The organism is Paracoccus contaminans, assembly GCF_002105555.1.
In the GTDB taxonomy this organism is placed as follows: domain Bacteria; phylum Pseudomonadota; class Alphaproteobacteria; order Rhodobacterales; family Rhodobacteraceae; genus Paracoccus; species Paracoccus contaminans.
The window spans coordinates 2,167,688-2,182,745 of sequence record NZ_CP020612.1 but is presented as its reverse complement, the minus strand read 5'-3'; the positions used below and the strand labels follow the sequence as shown (position 1 = coordinate 2,182,745).

The window sequence follows — 15,058 nt, the reverse complement described above, 5'->3', positions numbered from 1 at the left end:
TCGGGTCGATCCTCTCGATCTGCGCAGCGGCCCTGGATCAGCGCGCCTGCCCGGCGTTCACGTCGGCCACCGCCTGCGCCACCCGTGCCTGCCGCTGCGCCCGCGAGGGGTGCGAGCCAAGGATGCGGTCGCCCGGATCGGGCAGGCGTTCAAAGAACCTGGCCCCGCGCACCGGGTCATAGCCCGCGTCCAGCGCGATGATCGCCCCCAGATAGTCGGCCTGCAATTCCCAGTCCTTGGAATAGTACTGCGCCCCGACCTGCGCCCCCATCCGCTGGGCGGCGCGGATCGCGGCCGCATCGGCCCCCGACACCGCCGCGATCCCCGACAGGATCACCGCGCCCGCCGCCGCCGCGCCCGATTTCTGGTCGATGTGGTTGAGGATATGGTGCGAGGCCTCGTGCCCGACCACGAAGGCCAGCTCGTCCGTGTTCAGCGTGGCCCCGATCAGCGACAGCGTGAAGCCGATGATGGGCCGGCCGGTCCTGTCCAATGTCTGGAAGGCGTTCGGCTCCAGCCCCGGGCGGTCGTCCACCACGAACTGGAAATCGCAATTGATCGGGGCGCGCCGGCGCTCGATGCACTCGCGCTCCACCGCCGGCTCCATCGCGCGGATGACGCTGACAAAGGCCGCCGCCTGCCCCTGGGCGCTCGCCGGCGTCTGCTGGTGAGGCAGCGAGGCCCGCGGCACCACCACCGGGGCCTCGGCGCCGGGCGGGGGCAGCTTGGGCTGGGCGCAGCCGGCCACCAGAACGACGCCTGACAGCATGAGCGCGGCAAGCAAATGGCCTGGGCCGCGCCGCCGTCCGTGCCTGCCCACGCTGGCTGCCCCTGTCGTCATCGTTCCGCCTTGCATGATCCTGCCGCAAGTCCCCTGCCGCGCCGCAGGCAAGCTACACCCCGCCGCCGCAAGAGCAAGCGGGCGGTCTTGCCGCCGCCTCGCTCTCACGCGATTGTTGCCCGCGCAAGGCGGAAAGGACAGCGGATGTTCACCATCGAACACGACTTTGACGCGACCGTCATCACGCTTGTGGACGAGACGGAACCGGGTGTCCGGCCCCTCAACGAGGATGTGGTGATCCAGAGCTTTGACGACCGCGTGGTGATCGAACAGATGGAAGCGGGGGGTGACGGGGTGTCGCGCGTGGTCCTGTCGCTGCGCCAGCTCGATGAGCTGCGCGCGGCGCTGAACCTGCCCGAGGGGCAGTATCGCCTGGCCCGCCGCCCCTGACACCGGCGGGCCGCACGGCTTTCAACGCGGGCGGCGGCGCGTTATGCCACCCGCGCAGCAACCTTGACGGAGTCAGCCGGCCATGCAGCATGTCGATGCGCCCACGCTTTCGTTTCTCGCGCGCCGCCGGTCGCATCCGCCGCGCACGTTGTGCGAACCCGCGCCCAGCCGGCAGCAGCTTGCCGATCTGCTGGCCCTGGCCGCGCGGGTGCCCGACCATGGCAAGCTGGAACCCTGGCGCTTTGTCGTGATCGAACGCGCGGCGCTGGACCGCCTTGCACCCGCGCTGGCTGCCCATGTCGCGGCCGCTGGCGGAGACGAGGCCGCGGTGGAAAAGGCGCGCTCCGCCTTCGGCTCGCCCCTGGTGGTGGCGGTGGTGTCAAGCCCGGTGGCCCATCCGAACGTGCCCGAATGGGAACAGCTGCTGTCCGCCGGGGCCGTGTGCCTGTCGCTCGTCAATGCCGCGCTGGCCGCGGGCCATGGGGCGGCCTGGCTGACCGGCCCTGCGGCCGATCCTGCCTTTGCCCGCGCCCATCTGGGCCTTGCGCCGCATGAACGGGTGGCCGGGCTGATCCATATCGGCAGCCGCGGCCCCGCCCCGGTGCCCGAGCGCCCGCGCCCCGATGTGCCGGCAAGGACGACCTTCCTGTGACCGCCGCGATCGGGGCATTGCTGATGGGCTGGCTTGACCTGCTGCGCCCGCGCGTCTTCGGCGTGCTGGCCAAGGGGGTCGGGCTGACCATCGGCCTGTTCGTCCTGCTGCAGATCGCGGCCTTCCGCGCGCTGCAAAGCTGGGGGCCGGATGCCGTCACCCTGCCCTGGCTGGGCCGGGTCGAGATCGGCAGCGCCCTTGCCTGGGGATCGCTGGCGCTGCTGCCGCTGATGGGCCTGTTCCTGGCCGCCCCGGTCGCCGCCGCCTTTGCGGGGCTGTTTTCCGATCAGGTCGCCGCCAGTGTCGAGGACGCGCATGGCTATCCGCGCGGCGCCGGCCCGGACATGGTGGACGGGCTGCTCGACAGCGCGGTGATCATGGCCGCGGTGGTGCTGGTCGGCATCGCGGTGCTGGTGATCACGCCCCTAGCCGGGCCGCTGGCCCCGGTGATCTTTTACGGGGCCAATGGCTGGCTGCTGGGACGCGAGTTCTTCCAGATGGCCGCGCGCCGCCATCTGGACGCGCAGCACGCCGATGCGCTGCGCCGCAGGCGCGGGTTCGAATCGACCGCGCTGGGGGTCGGGATCGCCCTTCTGCTGACCATTCCGTTGCTGAACATTGTCGTGCCGGTTCTGGCGGCGGCGGCCTATACGCATCTGTTCCACCGCCTCGCGCGGCGCGAACTCAGCGGCGGTTGAATTCCATCAGGGCGCTGCGGGTGATCCAGCCCTGGTTCAGCGCCCACCAGAACACCGCCACCAGCACCGCCGCCAGCGCCGCCGCCAGCAGCGCCTTGCGCCCCAGCCGCGGATCGGTCGGGGCGCCTGCGGGCGTGCCCGGCACGATCTCGCCCGCTTCCTCCTGGCTGCGATGCCCCCAGGGCAGCAGCAGGAACAGCACCAGGAAAAAGGTGGTGGCGAACATCACCAGCGCGCCGGTCAGCGACATCAGAGCTGCTCCAGCTCTATCAGGCAGCCGTTGAAATCCTTGGGGTGCAGGAACAGCACCGGCTTGCCATGGGCGCCGATCCTGGGCTCGCCCCCGCCCAGCACCCGCGCGCCCGAGGCCAGCAGCGCATCGCGCGCGGCGTGGATGTCCTCGACCTCGAAGCACATGTGGTGGATACCGCCGGCCGGATTCCTGTCCAGGAAAGCCTGGATGGGGCTGCCCTCGCCCAGCGGGTGCAGCAGCTCGATCTTGGTGTTGGGCAGGGTGATGAACACAACCGTCACGCCGTGATCGGGTTCGTCCTGCGGCGCGCCCACCTCGGCCCCCAGCGTATTGCGGTACTGCGCTGCGGCCGCGTCCAGATCGGGCACGGCGATGGCGACATGGTTCAGGCGTCCGATCATCGGTCTCTCCTCGGGCCGGCCCGGCCCCGCGGCGCTGGCATGGGGGAACAGCATTAACCCGTCGTTAGCACCACGTCGATAGCGTCAAAGGCAAGCGATTCGGGGGAACGTGCCATGACACCGCACCAGATTGCGCCGCCGGACGAGGCCGCCCCGCCATGGGGGGCGAGCCTGCCGGGCCGCCCCCTTGGCGGGCTGACCGTGCTGGTGGTCGAGGATTCGCGCTTTGCGTCCGAGGCGGTGCGCCTGCTGTGCCTGCGCTCAGGCGCGCGCCTTCGCCGCGCCGACAGCCTGCGCACGGCCGCGCGGCACCTGCAGGTCTATCGCCCGGCGGTGGCGATCGTGGACATGGGCCTGCCCGATGGCAACGGCGCCGGGCTGATCGCCCGCCTCGCCGGGCAGGCACCGCGCCTGCCGGTGATCCTCGGCATGTCGGGCGATCCGGGGGCCGAGGCGGCGGCCCGTGCCGCGGGGGCGGATGGCTTTCTGGGCAAGCCGGTCGAAAGCCTGGCGCAGTTCCAGCAGGCGATCCTGTCTGCCCTGCCGCAGGGGATGCCGCCGGGGGGGCTGCGGTGTCTCGATCCCGGCACCGTCCGGCCTGACGATTCGGCGCTGCGGGGCGATCTTTCCCACATTGCCGCGATGCTGGCCGGTGCACCGGATGGCGGGGCCATCGACCATGTCGCGCGCTTTGCCGCCGGCCTGGCCCGCGCGGCCCGCGACGCGCCGCTGGAACAGGCGGCAACGGCGCTGGCGCAGGATCATGCGGCGGGCCTTCCCCCGGCCGCCCCTTTGACCAGGCTCGGCTGGCTGGTGCGGGATCGGCTGGCAGGCGCCGCCTGATCTTGCCAGGCGATCATGCCAGGGTGACGATGGGGCAGGCCCGTGCCGTCCTGCCGGACGGGCGCAAGAAAAGGATCCCTGCATGAGCGATGAGGATGATCGCCTCGGAACGCCTGTCCCTGCCTTTGCCGCGCCGCCCGCGCCCGACATGACCGCGCTGGCCGGGCGCTTTGTCACGCTCGAGCGGCTGGACCCGCCGCGCCATGCCGCGGAGCTGTTCGAGGCCAACCGCGGCCATGATGGGCTGTGGGATTTTCTCGGCTATGGCCCCTTTCCCGACCTTGCCGGCTACCTGCAATGGCAGCGGCAGATGGCGGCGCAGGCCGATCCGGTGTTTTACGCCCTGCGCGCGGCAGACACCGGCAGGATCGGCGGTCTTGCCTCGTTCCTCAGGATCGACCGGGCGAACGGCGTCATCGAGATCGGGCACATCCAGATCGCCCCCGTGATGCAACGCACCCCCGCCGCATCCGAAGCGATCATGCTGATGATCCGCTGGGCCTTCAAGGCGGGCTATCGCCGGGTCGAATGGAAATGCAACGCGCTGAACGCCGCCTCGATGCGGGCCGCCGAACGCTATGGCTTTCGTCCCGAGGGGATCTTTCGCAATCACATGATCGTCAAGGGACGCAACCGCGACACCGCATGGTTCGCCATCACCGATGCCGAATGGCCCGCGATCGGGCGCGCCCATGCGCGCTGGCTGGCCGGCGGCAACCTTGACCCCGGCGGGCAGCAGCAAAGACCCCTGGGCGAGATCATGGCAGAGGAGCGCAGGGCGCCCAGCCCTGTGACAAGCCGCGCCTGAAACGGGCGGGCTTTCGGCCCGGCGGGCCTTTGCATCAGCCATCCCAGCCGCCACCGGGCGCGCGGCAGCCCGCCTGCGCCGCGCCCCCGCCGTGTTTCAGACGCTGCCCCGGTCCGTCATCTGAGCTGGCTGTCCTTGGACCCGCGCCGGTTGATGCCGCCTGCCGGGCGGAAGGCGCGGTCGTTTCCGGCCTAGCAGTCCAGGCACAGCGAGGCCCCCGGCACCGCGCGGCGCCGCGCCTCGGGGATCGGCTCGCCGCATTCGGCGCAATCGGCGCGGCCCTCGCCGCCCTGCCGCGCGCGCAGCCGCACGCGGGCCAGCGCCTCGCTGGTGCTGATCTCGATCTGCTCGTTCACCGCGCCATCCGTTGCCCAGCCGCCGGCCATGCCCCGCCCTTTCCGATTGCCTGGCCGTCAAGCTATGCAGGGGCCGTTTTCCCGGCAAGAGGGGCCAAGCTGCGGTGTTTTCGTGCTATTCCGGAACCCGCCTGCCAAAAGCAAGGTTGACTAGCAGGCGAACGAGCCGCACCCTCGCAGCCAATGAAAGGCCCTCTGATGAGCGAAAAGACCCTGACCCGCATGGACCTGGCCGAGGCGGTGTTCCGAGAGGTAGGGCTGTCGCGGCACGAAAGCGCGCAGCTGGTGGAAAGCGTCCTGAGCCATGTGTCGGACGCCCTGGTGCGCGGCGAACAGGTCAAGATCTCGTCCTTCGGCACGTTTTCCGTGCGCGACAAGAACGAGCGGCTGGGGCGCAACCCCAAGACCGGCGAGGAGGTGCCCATCACCCCGCGCCGGGTGCTGTCCTTCCGCCCGTCCCATCTGATGAAGGACCGGGTCGCGGCGGGCAATCGCTGACCGGCGCGGCGGCCGCCCGATGACCAAATCGCCCCATGCCTTTCGCAGCATCGGCGAGGTGGCGCGCCTGGTTGGGGTGGCCACCCATGTCCTTCGCTACTGGGAAACGCAGTTCGCGGCGTTGCGGCCCGTCAAGCGCGCGGATGGGCGGCGCTATTACCGGCCCGATGACGTGCTGCTGGTCGCCGGCATCCGCGAGGCGCTGCACGAGGAGGGGCTGACGATCCGCGGCGCCTGCCGCCTGATCGCCCTGGACGGGGGCGCGGGCCTGCGGGCAAGGGGTGCGGCCCGGCTGGCGCGGGCGGGCATCGCGCTCGACGATGATTCCGGGCAGAGCGCCTCTGCACCCGTGCCGTCCGATGCCTCGCCTTCGCAGCCCTCGCCCGCTGCCGGCGCGCTGCCCGGCGCCTTGCCGGCGGCGATCGCGGCCCCGCCCGCCTGCTGTCTGCTGGGCCGTCTTTGCGCCACGGCCGATGCGCTCCGCGATCGGCAGGCACCCCTGCCGCCCCGCATCGCTCCGCTGGTTGACGCGCTCAGGACGGCGCGCGGGGCGCTGGCCGATTCCCTGTCCGGCACCTGATTCCCGCCGCCCTGTTGAAAAGCGCGGGCGCCTCTTGTGCTGCGCTGCCGCTTGGCTCTATATGGCCCCCGTCGGGCCGTGGCGCAGTCTGGTTAGCGCGTCCGTCTGGGGGGCGGAAGGCCGCGAGTTCGAATCTCGCCGGCCCGACCATCACGAACCGCCCGCCCCCGCAAGGGGGTGGGCGTTCGCTTATCCGGCCGCATCAGGGGGCAACAGTGGACGGCGTTCTTCCTGACAGCGCCCTGCGCCGTCTGATCGACCAGGGCGCGATCGGCGCGCCTGTCCCGCTTTTGCCCGGCCAGATCCAGCCGGCCAGCATCGACCTGCGGCTGGGGCAAACCGCCTGGCGGCTGCGTGCGTCCTTTCTGGCGGGGCGCGGCCGGACCATCGCCGAACGGCTGCCCGATTTCGAGATGCACCGGATGGACCTGTCGCAGGGGGCGGTGCTGGAAAAGGGCTGCGTCTATCTGGTCCCCCTGGTCGAGCGGCTGGCCCTGCCCGACGGGATCGAGGCGGTGGCGAACGCCAAGTCATCGACGGGCCGGCTCGATCTGCTGACGCGTCTTGTCACCGATGACGGGACGGAATTCGACCGCCTGCCCGATGGCTATGACGGCCCGCTTTATGCAGAAATCTGCCCGCGCAGCTTTTCCGTGCTGGTCCGGCCGGGGATGCGCCTGAACCAGCTGCGGCTGCGCAGGGGGCAGGCGCGGCTCGACGATGCGGCGCTGCGCGCGCTGCATGCGGCTGATCCGCTGGTGGACGGGGCGCCCCTGATCGACCAGGGCCTGGGATTTTCCGTGGATCTGCGCCCCGCCGCGGGCGATCTGGTCGGCTATCGCGCGCGGCCGCATACCGGGGTCATCGATCTTGACCGCATCGCATCCTATCCGGCCGCAGACTTCTGGGACGAATTGCGCACGCGCGAGGGCCGGCTGATCCTCGATCCGGGCGCGTTCTATATCCTCGTCAGCCGCGAATCGGTGGCGATCCCCCCCGATCATGCGGCGGAAATGTCGCCCTATCTGGCGATGGCGGGTGAATTCCGCGTCCATTACGCAGGGTTTTTCGATCCCGGCTTCGGCCATGGGCCCGGCGGGCGGGGGGCGCGCGGCGTGCTGGAGGTGCGCTGTCACGAGGCGCCCTTTGCCCTGGAACACGGCCAGATTGTCGGGCGGCTGGTCTATGAACGCATGATCGCCCGCCCCGATCAGCTTTACGGCGACGGGATCGCCTCGAACTATCAGGGACAGGGGCTGAAGCTGGCCAAGCAGTTCCGCTGAGCGGGCCGGTCAGCGGCTCATCCGGCGGGCAAGCTGGGCGGCCTTGCGGGCGCGCTTGACGCTCTCGCGCGCGGCCCTGGCCTGCTTGCCGGCCTGCGGCGCATCCGCCTTGCCGGTGCGGGCATCCTTACCTGCCGGGGGCGCAGGGTTCTTGCGTGCAGCCCGCTTCAGCAGCCTGCCCGCCAGAAAGCGGCCCATCCTGCCCATCATGCCGTTCAGGTTCATCGATCGTCCCTCAGTCGCCGAAAAGATCTTCGCCCGGCGCGTCGTCCTGCGCTATATCGGCCTGCGCCGCGCCATGGGCAAGCCCTGACTGCGCCGCCATGGGGCCGGCAGGGTCCAAAAGCCCGGCGGCGCGCAGCTCGGCCAGGCCGGGCAGGTCACGGGTGCTGGACAGGCCGAAATGATCCAGGAACGCCTCGGTCACCACGAAGGTGACGGGGCGGCCGGGGCCTTGCCGCCGGCGTCCCAGCCGCACCCAGCCCATCTCGATCAGCTGGTCAAGCGTGCCGCGGCTGACCGCGACGCCGCGGATCTCCTCGATCTCGGCGCGGGTGACGGGCTGGTGATAGGCGATGATGGCCAGCGTTTCCGTGGCGGCACGCGACAGGCGGCGCGTTTCGACCACCTGATCATGCATCAGGAACCCGAGATCGGGCGCGGTGCGGAAGGCATAGGCATCGCCGATGCGCGCCAGCTCCACCCCCCGATCCCGATAGCGAAGGGCCAGCCGCCGCAGCGCCTCGGCCGGGTCGCTGCCGGGCGGCATCCGGGCGGCCAGCTCGGGCACGCCCAGCGGCCGGGCACTGGCGAACAGCATCGCCTCAACCATGCGCTCCTGCGCCTCGATCGGTGTCGGCGCAAAGGGGGCGGGCGCATCGGTCATCGGGGGCGCAGGGCGATGGGTGCAAAGCTGCCGTCCTGCCGCAGGTCGATCCGGCCCTGCTTGGTCAGTTCCAGCGCCGCGGCAAAGGTGGCGGCGGCGGCCGACCGGCGGCGCGGCTCGGTCTCTGACCAGCCAGGGGGCAGAAAGGCCAGCAGGTCTGTCCAGCCCATTGCCGGGCCGATCGACCCGGCCAGACGTTCAAGCGCCTGTTCCAGGGTGCAGATGTCGCGGCGGTCAAAGGCATAGGGCCGAAACTCGTCGCGGGTGCGCAGGCGGGCATAGGCCTGCATCAGGTCGATCAGGCCGGCCTGCCAGCGGACCGTCCTGCTGCGCGCCACGGTTTCGGGCGCCCCGCGGGGGAAACGGTCCAGCCCCAGCCGCGGCCGCCCCATCAGCCGCGCCGCCGCCGCGCGCATGGCGTCCAGCCGTTCCAGACGGAAGGCCAGATGCGCGGCCATGTCCTCGCCCTCGGCATCGCCGGACTGCGGATCGGGGGGCAGCAGCAGACGCGATTTCAGAAAGGCCAGCCAGGCCGCCATCACCAGATAATCCGCAGCCAGTTCGATCCGCAGGCTGCGCGCCTGTTCGACAAAGGCCAGATACTGCTCGGCCAGCGCGAGAACGCTGACCTGCATCAGGTCAACCTTCTGCGTGCGGGCCAGCGCCAGCAGCAGGTCGAGCGGCCCGTCATAGCCGGGCACGCCCACGATCAATGTCTCGCCCGCCAGGGGCTGGATTTCGTCAGGCGGCGCCGGCATGGCCATCACCCCGCAGCCTGGGACAAGAGGGGCGCCAGGCCGATGGCGGCCGGCCCGACACGGCCCCTGGGCAGACAGTGGCTGCCAGCCGCGCCAGGGCGCAGATGCGGCACAAGGTCACGCCGCCCAGCTTGCGCGGCGTCGCGCAGGGCCGCATGGGGCGCGGAGTGGCAGGCGATGTTGCCGGCCTGTTGCGGCGCCTGCCCCTGCCCCGGCCTGGTGCATCGCCTTGTGCGGCGCGAGGCCTGAAAAAACCCCGCCGCCCGCATGCCGCGCGGGCCGGCGCCCCATGAAAAACGCCGCCCCATAGGGGACGGCGCTGATTGTGAAGGCACAGGCGCGATCAGTTCTTGGCGTAGTATTCGACGACCAGGTTCGGTTCCATCTGCACCGCATAGGGCACATCGCCCAGCGCGGGGGTGCGCACGAAAGTGGCGCTCATCTTGCCGTGGTCCACATCCAGGTAATCGGGCACGTCCCGTTCGGCAAGACCGACCGCTTCCAGCACGATAGCCAGCTGGCGGGATTTGTCGCGAACGGCGATCACATCGCCTTCCTTGACGCGGTAGGACGCGATGTTGACGCGCTGGCCGTTCACGGTGACATGGCCGTGGTTGACGAACTGGCGCGCGGCAAAGATCGTGGGCACGAACTTGGCACGATAGACGACGGCATCCAGCCGACGCTCCAGCAGGCCAATCAGCATCTCGCCGGTGTCGCCGCGCAGGCGCTCGGCCTCGGCATAGATGCGGCGGAACTGCTTTTCGGTCAGATCGCCGTAATAGCCCTTGAGCTTCTGCTTGGCGCGCAACTGGGTGCCGAAGTCGGACAGCTTGTTCTTGCGGCGCTGGCCATGCTGGCCGGGGCCGTATTCACGCTTGTTCACCGGGGATTTGGCACGGCCCCAGATGTTCTCGCCCATGCGGCGGTCGATCTTGTATTTGGCAGCGGTGCGTTTGGTCATCGCTGATCTCCTTCGTTCGTGTGAAGGGCGTTGTCCTTTCCCGCAAGCGGGCGACAGGCTTCCCCTTGCGGGGTCCACCAACACCAATGGAAGCGCGCGTTATAGGCCCATGCGGGGCCAAGTCAACCGCCTGCGCGGTTCAGCTGCGCATGAACCCCATGATCCACCATGCCAGGGCCGAGCAGACCAGCGCCGCCGCCGTCACCGGAACGGCGCTGCCGTCATAGGCCTGGCCGACCGGCGCCGCGATCAGCACCGCGCCCAGCGTCGACAGCGCCGAGACGACCGAGGCGGTCATGCCCGCGATATGGCCCATGCGCTGCATCGCCATGGCGTTCAGGTTGCCGAAGGTCAGCCCGGCCATCGTGAACAGGCTGACCGCCCACAGGAAGAACGCGGCAAAGCGCAGGCCCTGCGGCAGGAACCCCGTCAGCAGCGTCAGCAGAAAGACCCCGGCGATCACGATCTGCGCGCCATAGGCCCTGCGGGCGATGCGATACATCCCGATCCGCATGACCATGCGCGAATTGGCAAAGGTTCCGCAGCCCGACAGCACCGCCATGGCCGCGAACCACAGCGGAAAGCGATCGCCCCGTCCATAGGTTTCCCCGAACAGCTGCTGGGCCGAGGAAAGCAGCGCGAACATCTGCCCAAAGCCCAGCGCGATCACGACGGTGCACAGCACCACCTCGCGGTCGGCCAGCACCTCGCGCGCCCCTGCGATCAGCGGGGCAAGCGCCAGGGGGCGGCGGGCCGGGGCCGGCAGCGTTTCGGGCTGGCGCAGGCCGAACCACAGCCAGCCGACAAGGCCGAAGCCGATGAAGGCGTAAAAGACGCCGTGCCATCCCAGCGCGCGGCTGAACACCATCCCCAGCGAGGGCGCGATCGCCGGGACGATCATGAACACCATCATCACGACGCTGGTGATGCGGGCCATCTCGCGCCCCTGGTAAAGATCGCGCACCAGCGCCGTGCCGACGATCCGCGGCCCCGCCGCCCCCAGCCCCTGGACAAAGCGCGCGGCCAGCAGCAGCTCGAGCGAATTGGCAAACAGCGCCGCGGCGGCTGCCAGCAGATAGATCGCAAAGCCAATCCCCATGGCGCGCTTGCGGCCGATGGCATCCGATATCGGCCCCGCGAACAGCGTGCCCAGCCCCATGCCCGCCACGAAACTGGTCAGGACCAGCTGCGCCCGGTTCGCCCGCTCCGGGGTCAGCGCGGCCGCGATCTCCGGCAGGGCCGGCAGCATCGCGTCCATCGAGAAGGCGACCGTCGCGAACAGCAACGCGAGCAGCGCGATCAGTTCGCCCTGCGGCAGGCGGGCGGATGAGGACGGGGTGGCGGCGGAGGACATCGGCAGGCTCCCATGCCGCACAGCGGGTCGGCACTGTGTTCGGCTTTGCGCGACCGCTTAAACCCCGGGCGGCGCAGCGGCAAGGCGCGGCACGCCGGGGGCGGGGCCGGATGGCAGGGCGACAGGCGTGGGGGCGACCGCCCGCAGGCCGCCAGCCAGCCGCCAGCCATGGCCGCGCATGGGGGCACCGGCCGGCCCCGGCCCATCATCCGGGAGGGCGCTGGGCAGCAGCCGGGCTAAGCCTTGCGCCTTGCACTGACGGCTGCCCGACGGGCAGGCCGGGCGCCTGCGGGTATGATCGTATTTCCTGTGCGGCCCTCGCGCCGGGCAAGGCGCAGGGCCGGATCGTCGGCCCCTGCCGCATGCCTGACGGAAACATCCGTCCGGGTGATGACGCCCTGCTGGCAAACAGCTATGCTGGACCCGCGCCCTCAGGGATGATGGAGAGCTTGATGATCGCGCTTGCGCAGACCCCCATGCCACCCCAGCCACGGCCCGAGCAGCCCTTTCCCCGAACGGCGGGAATCCTGCTCGGCCTCGGCCTGGGCGGGTTTTTCGATGGGATCGTGTTTCATCAGATCCTTCAATGGCACCACCTGCTGACCTGCGCGGGCTTTCCCGCCGACAGCCTGCGCAATCTAGAAATCAATACGCTCGCCGATGGGCTGTTCCACGCCTCGACCTATGTCTTCGTGCTGCTGGGGCTGGTGGTGCTGACGCGCGCCGGGCGGCGGGCCTGCCTGCGCTGGTCGGCGATGCTGGTGGTCGGATCGGTGCTGATCGGCTTTGGCCTGTTCAACCTGGTCGAAGGGATCGTGGATCACCAACTGCTGGACCTGCACCACGTCAACGAAACCGTTCCGGTGGAACAATGGATCTGGTGGGACATGGGCTTTCTGGCCTGGGGCGCGCTGATGCTGGTGGCTGGCTGGCAGATCCACGCCATCGGCCGTCAGCGCGCAGCCTTGCACCGCCCCTGAGCGCAGGGGCAGGGGCCGGATGCCCGGCCCTGCCCCCCCCGGTCCCCTGGTCAGGGTGTCATGACGCATTTGATGCATTCAGACCGCTTGTCGCGGAAGGTTTCGTAAAAGCCAGGCCCGTCATCCAGCGTGCCGCGATGGGTGATGATGACGCTGGGGTCGATCTCGCCCGCGACGATGCGTTTCAGCAGGCGGTCCATATAGGCGCGGGTGTTGGTCTGCCCGCCCCGCAGCATCAGCCCCTTGCCGAAGGCGGCGCCGATGGGAAACTTGTCCACCAGCCCGGCATACACGCCGGGGATCGACACGGCCCCGCCCTTGCGGCAGCACATGATCGCATCGCGCAGGGCGTTGGGCCGGTCCGTTTCCATCATCAGGGTCGTCTTGATCCGGTCATAGGCCTTGCCGATGATCGACGCGCCATGCGCCTCGAGCCCGACGGCATCGATGCAGCGGTTGGGCAGCTTGCCGCCGGTCAGCTCCATCAGCGTGTCATAGCTGTCCTGCTTGGACAGGTCGATCGTCTCGGCCCCGGCCTCGCGCGCAAGGGCTAGGCGGCCTTCCTCGAAATCGAGGCTGAACACCCGTTCGGCCCCCAGCATCAGGGCCGAGCGCAGGGCGAACTGCCCCACCGGGCCGGCCCCCCAGATCGCCACGATATCGCCAGGCCCGGTGCCGATCTGTTCGACGGCCTGATAGCCGGTCGGAAAGATGTCGGTCAGGAACAGCACCTTTTCGTCGGGCAGGCCCTCGGGCACGGCCAGCAGGCCCACATCGGCATGGGGCACCCGCACCAGTTCGGCCTGTCCGCCCGCATAGCCCCCGAAAAGATGGGAATAGCCGAACATCCCGCCGCCCGCCTGGCCATAGAGCGGCTCGAGCTTTTCATGATCGGGATTGGTGTTGTCGCACAGCGAATAGGCATCGGCCCGGCAGAACGAACAATGCCCGCAGGCGATGTTGAAGGGTACCAGCACCCTGTCGCCGACCTTGTGACCGGTGACGGCGCTGCCCGTGGCGACGATCTCGCCCATGAATTCATGGCCCAGCACGTCACCCTTGCGCATCTCGGGCATGAAGCCGTCGTAGAGATGCAGGTCCGATCCGCAGATCGCCGTCGAGGTGACGCGGATCACCACGTCGGTGGGCTGTTCGATGGTGGGGTCTTCGACGGTATCGACCTGCACCTTGCCGGTGCCCTGGAAGGTGATCGCGCGCATGCTGGAAAGTCCTTTGGGGTTTCGCCCGTCAACGCGCCATGCCGGGCGGGGTTCCTTGCCGCCGGGCCGCGCAGCCCCGCCTTCCGAGCCGCAACCACCCCCCGGACCAAGCAGCGGGGGATGGCCGAGCCCGTTAAGCCCGGTCCGGCTTTCGCGGCACCGCATCTGCAAAGCGGGCTGTGCGGCGAATACCTTTCGCGTGATCTCACCGGCCGGCGCGCTGTCCCCTGCGCCGCGGCCTCAAGGGTGGCGCAGGGGCCGATCTGGCGCCAAGCCGGCAAGGGACCGGGGAAAGGACAGGCGGTTTGATCATCCGCAGGCCCGCCGGGCCGCCAGGCCGCTTGCCTGACGGGCCGGCGTCCTTGCGGGAGGGGATGTCGTTTCTATGTTCTGAGGCATGGAACTCACTCCCCTTCATGATCAGATGGCGCCTGACCGGCATGCCGGCCCGCCCCTGCTGGCCGGGTTCGAATGCGGCCGGCTGCACTGGAACGGCCACGACCTTCTGCACTCGACCGGGCATCTGCCCGATGGGCGGATGCAGCACCATTACGGCGTCGCGCTGGCCGAAGGGGCGGCAGGCGCGCGCGACGGGCTGTCATGGCGCCACGACATAGCCGCCCGCATCCGCGCCGTGCCCGAAGGATTTCCGGTCATCTGGGATCTGGCGCATTTCGACCTGCCGCCCCGCCCGGCCCAGCACGCGATCGCCTGCGCGGCCGCCCTGCCGCCCGGATCATGGGCCATCGCCGTCAACGAGCCCTCGGTCGGGCGCCGCGTTGCCGGGGTCATCCGCTCGCGCGCCGTCGATGCGGCGCTGCGGATGATGACCACGGTTGCGATGCTGCCGAACCGCCCCCGTTTCGCGACCTGCGATCCTTTCCACCACCTGCACCCCGAGGTGTTCCGGGCCACCGACCGGCTGGTCGCCAGCGGGCTGGTCGAGATGGTCGGCGTCAACTATTACCCCCATCACGCCGTCGAGCCGCTGCACCATGTTCTGCGCGTGGTCGCCGAACGCTGGCGCCTGCCGGTGATGATAACCGAAACCGGCTGGCACCAGGGCCTGCGCGCGGCGCACCAGCGCTTTCCCCATGTCCAGGACCGCTGGGACTGGCTTGCCCATGTGCGCGCCGAGGTCGCCCGCGCCGATGTCGATGTGCGGGGGATCTGCTGGTATCCATGGCTGGACATGCCAGACTGGCAGGATCCGGGCCGCGGCCGCTGGCCCTGCGGATGGCCGGGGCGGCAGGGCTGAAGGCGTCAACCCCGGGTTGCGGGTCAAGCCGCCCT

The 15,058-nt window shown here is 69.9% G+C and carries 20 protein-coding genes, 1 tRNA gene and 1 pseudogene; 11 read left to right on the top strand and 11 right to left on the bottom strand.

Annotated elements, in window-relative coordinates; translation table 11 throughout:
- Positions 1 to 37: 37 nt before the first annotated feature.
- Complete coding sequence (locus tag B0A89_RS10355) at positions 38 to 769, bottom strand: M48 family metalloprotease (RefSeq protein ID WP_085378885.1); 732 nt, start codon at positions 767 to 769, stop codon at positions 38 to 40.
- A gap of 216 nt (positions 770 to 985) precedes the next feature.
- Between B0A89_RS10355 and B0A89_RS10350 the strand changes: the two genes are divergently transcribed.
- From B0A89_RS10350 to B0A89_RS10340, 3 genes are all read left to right on the top strand, one after another.
- Positions 986 to 1,231 (top strand): hypothetical protein, encoded by a 246-nt coding sequence (locus B0A89_RS10350; RefSeq protein ID WP_085378089.1) that lies wholly within the window; start codon positions 986 to 988, stop codon positions 1,229 to 1,231.
- An 82-nt stretch (positions 1,232 to 1,313) separates the two neighbouring features.
- On the top strand, positions 1,314 to 1,883 hold the full coding sequence (locus B0A89_RS10345) for a nitroreductase family protein (RefSeq protein ID WP_085378088.1): 570 nt from the start codon (positions 1,314 to 1,316) through the stop codon (positions 1,881 to 1,883).
- Positions 1,880 to 2,581 (top strand): EI24 domain-containing protein, encoded by a 702-nt coding sequence (locus tag B0A89_RS10340; RefSeq protein WP_240558517.1) that lies wholly within the window; start codon positions 1,880 to 1,882, stop codon positions 2,579 to 2,581. Before B0A89_RS10345 ends, B0A89_RS10340 begins: the two co-directional genes overlap by 4 nt.
- Here the strand turns inward: B0A89_RS10340 and B0A89_RS10335 are convergent.
- Both B0A89_RS10335 and mce read right to left on the bottom strand, forming a co-directional pair.
- The gene (locus tag B0A89_RS10335; protein ID WP_085378087.1) at positions 2,568 to 2,831 is read right to left on the bottom strand and encodes a DUF1467 family protein; all 264 of its coding nucleotides are present in this window, start codon (positions 2,829 to 2,831) and stop codon (positions 2,568 to 2,570) included. The two genes, B0A89_RS10340 and B0A89_RS10335, sit on opposite strands and share 14 nt — an antisense overlap.
- On the bottom strand, positions 2,831 to 3,235 hold the full coding sequence (gene mce, locus B0A89_RS10330; RefSeq protein ID WP_085378086.1) for a methylmalonyl-CoA epimerase: 405 nt from the start codon (positions 3,233 to 3,235) through the stop codon (positions 2,831 to 2,833). Before mce ends, B0A89_RS10335 begins: the two co-directional genes overlap by 1 nt.
- A gap of 114 nt (positions 3,236 to 3,349) precedes the next feature.
- Here mce and B0A89_RS10325 point away from each other — a divergent pair, with 114 nt between their 5' ends.
- Both B0A89_RS10325 and B0A89_RS10320 read left to right on the top strand, forming a co-directional pair.
- Positions 3,350 to 4,078 carry a response regulator gene (locus B0A89_RS10325; RefSeq protein WP_085378085.1) on the top strand — a complete coding sequence of 243 codons (729 nt, stop codon included), beginning with the start codon at positions 3,350 to 3,352 and terminating at the stop codon, positions 4,076 to 4,078.
- Positions 4,079 to 4,160: 82 nt separating this feature from the next.
- Positions 4,161 to 4,886 carry a GNAT family N-acetyltransferase gene (locus B0A89_RS10320; protein ID WP_085378084.1) on the top strand — a complete coding sequence of 242 codons (726 nt, stop codon included), beginning with the start codon at positions 4,161 to 4,163 and terminating at the stop codon, positions 4,884 to 4,886.
- Between the two features lie 116 nt (positions 4,887 to 5,002).
- Here the strand turns inward: B0A89_RS10320 and B0A89_RS10315 are convergent.
- Positions 5,003 to 5,272: pseudogene (locus B0A89_RS10315) on the bottom strand (DksA/TraR family C4-type zinc finger protein).
- A gap of 168 nt (positions 5,273 to 5,440) precedes the next feature.
- Between B0A89_RS10315 and ihfA the strand changes: the two are divergent.
- From ihfA to B0A89_RS10295, 4 genes are all read left to right on the top strand, one after another.
- Positions 5,441 to 5,740 carry an integration host factor subunit alpha gene (gene ihfA, locus B0A89_RS10310; protein ID WP_085378083.1) on the top strand — a complete coding sequence of 100 codons (300 nt, stop codon included), beginning with the start codon at positions 5,441 to 5,443 and terminating at the stop codon, positions 5,738 to 5,740.
- 19 nt (positions 5,741 to 5,759) lie between these two features.
- Entirely contained in the window at positions 5,760 to 6,320 is a 561-nt protein-coding gene (locus tag B0A89_RS10305; RefSeq protein ID WP_085378082.1) for a MerR family transcriptional regulator, read from the top strand.
- 72 nt (positions 6,321 to 6,392) lie between these two features.
- Positions 6,393 to 6,470 (top strand) — tRNA-Pro (locus B0A89_RS10300).
- Between the two features lie 65 nt (positions 6,471 to 6,535).
- Complete coding sequence (locus B0A89_RS10295; RefSeq protein WP_085378081.1) at positions 6,536 to 7,603, top strand: 2'-deoxycytidine 5'-triphosphate deaminase; 1,068 nt, start codon at positions 6,536 to 6,538, stop codon at positions 7,601 to 7,603.
- 9 nt (positions 7,604 to 7,612) lie between these two features.
- Here the strand turns inward: B0A89_RS10295 and B0A89_RS10290 are convergent, their stop codons facing one another.
- The 6 genes from B0A89_RS10290 to B0A89_RS15175 form a co-directional block, all read right to left on the bottom strand.
- Positions 7,613 to 7,828, bottom strand: coding sequence for a hypothetical protein (locus B0A89_RS10290; RefSeq protein WP_085378080.1), 216 nt, complete (start codon positions 7,826 to 7,828; stop codon positions 7,613 to 7,615).
- A gap of 10 nt (positions 7,829 to 7,838) precedes the next feature.
- Entirely contained in the window at positions 7,839 to 8,489 is a 651-nt protein-coding gene (gene scpB / locus B0A89_RS10285) for an SMC-Scp complex subunit ScpB (RefSeq protein WP_085378079.1), read from the bottom strand.
- Positions 8,486 to 9,253 (bottom strand): segregation and condensation protein A, encoded by a 768-nt coding sequence (locus tag B0A89_RS10280; protein WP_085378078.1) that lies wholly within the window; start codon positions 9,251 to 9,253, stop codon positions 8,486 to 8,488. The genes scpB and B0A89_RS10280 overlap by 4 nt, the downstream gene beginning before the upstream one ends.
- A 337-nt stretch (positions 9,254 to 9,590) precedes the next feature.
- On the bottom strand, positions 9,591 to 10,211 hold the full coding sequence (gene rpsD, locus B0A89_RS10275; RefSeq protein WP_085378077.1) for a 30S ribosomal protein S4: 621 nt from the start codon (positions 10,209 to 10,211) through the stop codon (positions 9,591 to 9,593).
- A 139-nt stretch (positions 10,212 to 10,350) separates the two neighbouring features.
- Entirely contained in the window at positions 10,351 to 11,565 is a 1,215-nt protein-coding gene (locus tag B0A89_RS10270) for a multidrug effflux MFS transporter (protein ID WP_085378076.1), read from the bottom strand.
- A 431-nt stretch (positions 11,566 to 11,996) separates the two neighbouring features.
- Entirely contained in the window at positions 11,997 to 12,140 is a 144-nt protein-coding gene (locus tag B0A89_RS15175) for a hypothetical protein (RefSeq protein WP_240558516.1), read from the bottom strand.
- Here B0A89_RS15175 and B0A89_RS10265 point away from each other — a divergent pair.
- On the top strand, positions 12,132 to 12,545 hold the full coding sequence (locus B0A89_RS10265) for a DUF2243 domain-containing protein (protein ID WP_240558514.1): 414 nt from the start codon (positions 12,132 to 12,134) through the stop codon (positions 12,543 to 12,545). The two genes, B0A89_RS15175 and B0A89_RS10265, sit on opposite strands and share 9 nt — an antisense overlap.
- A 50-nt stretch (positions 12,546 to 12,595) precedes the next feature.
- Here B0A89_RS10265 and B0A89_RS10260 read toward each other — a convergent pair whose 3' ends face one another.
- Positions 12,596 to 13,765, bottom strand: coding sequence for a zinc-dependent alcohol dehydrogenase (locus B0A89_RS10260; protein ID WP_085378075.1), 1,170 nt, complete (start codon positions 13,763 to 13,765; stop codon positions 12,596 to 12,598).
- Positions 13,766 to 14,162: 397 nt separating this feature from the next.
- Here B0A89_RS10260 and B0A89_RS10255 point away from each other — a divergent pair, with 397 nt between their 5' ends.
- The gene (locus B0A89_RS10255; protein WP_157115316.1) at positions 14,163 to 15,023 is read left to right on the top strand and encodes a hypothetical protein; all 861 of its coding nucleotides are present in this window, start codon (positions 14,163 to 14,165) and stop codon (positions 15,021 to 15,023) included.
- The last annotated feature ends 35 nt before the right edge of the window (positions 15,024 to 15,058 follow it).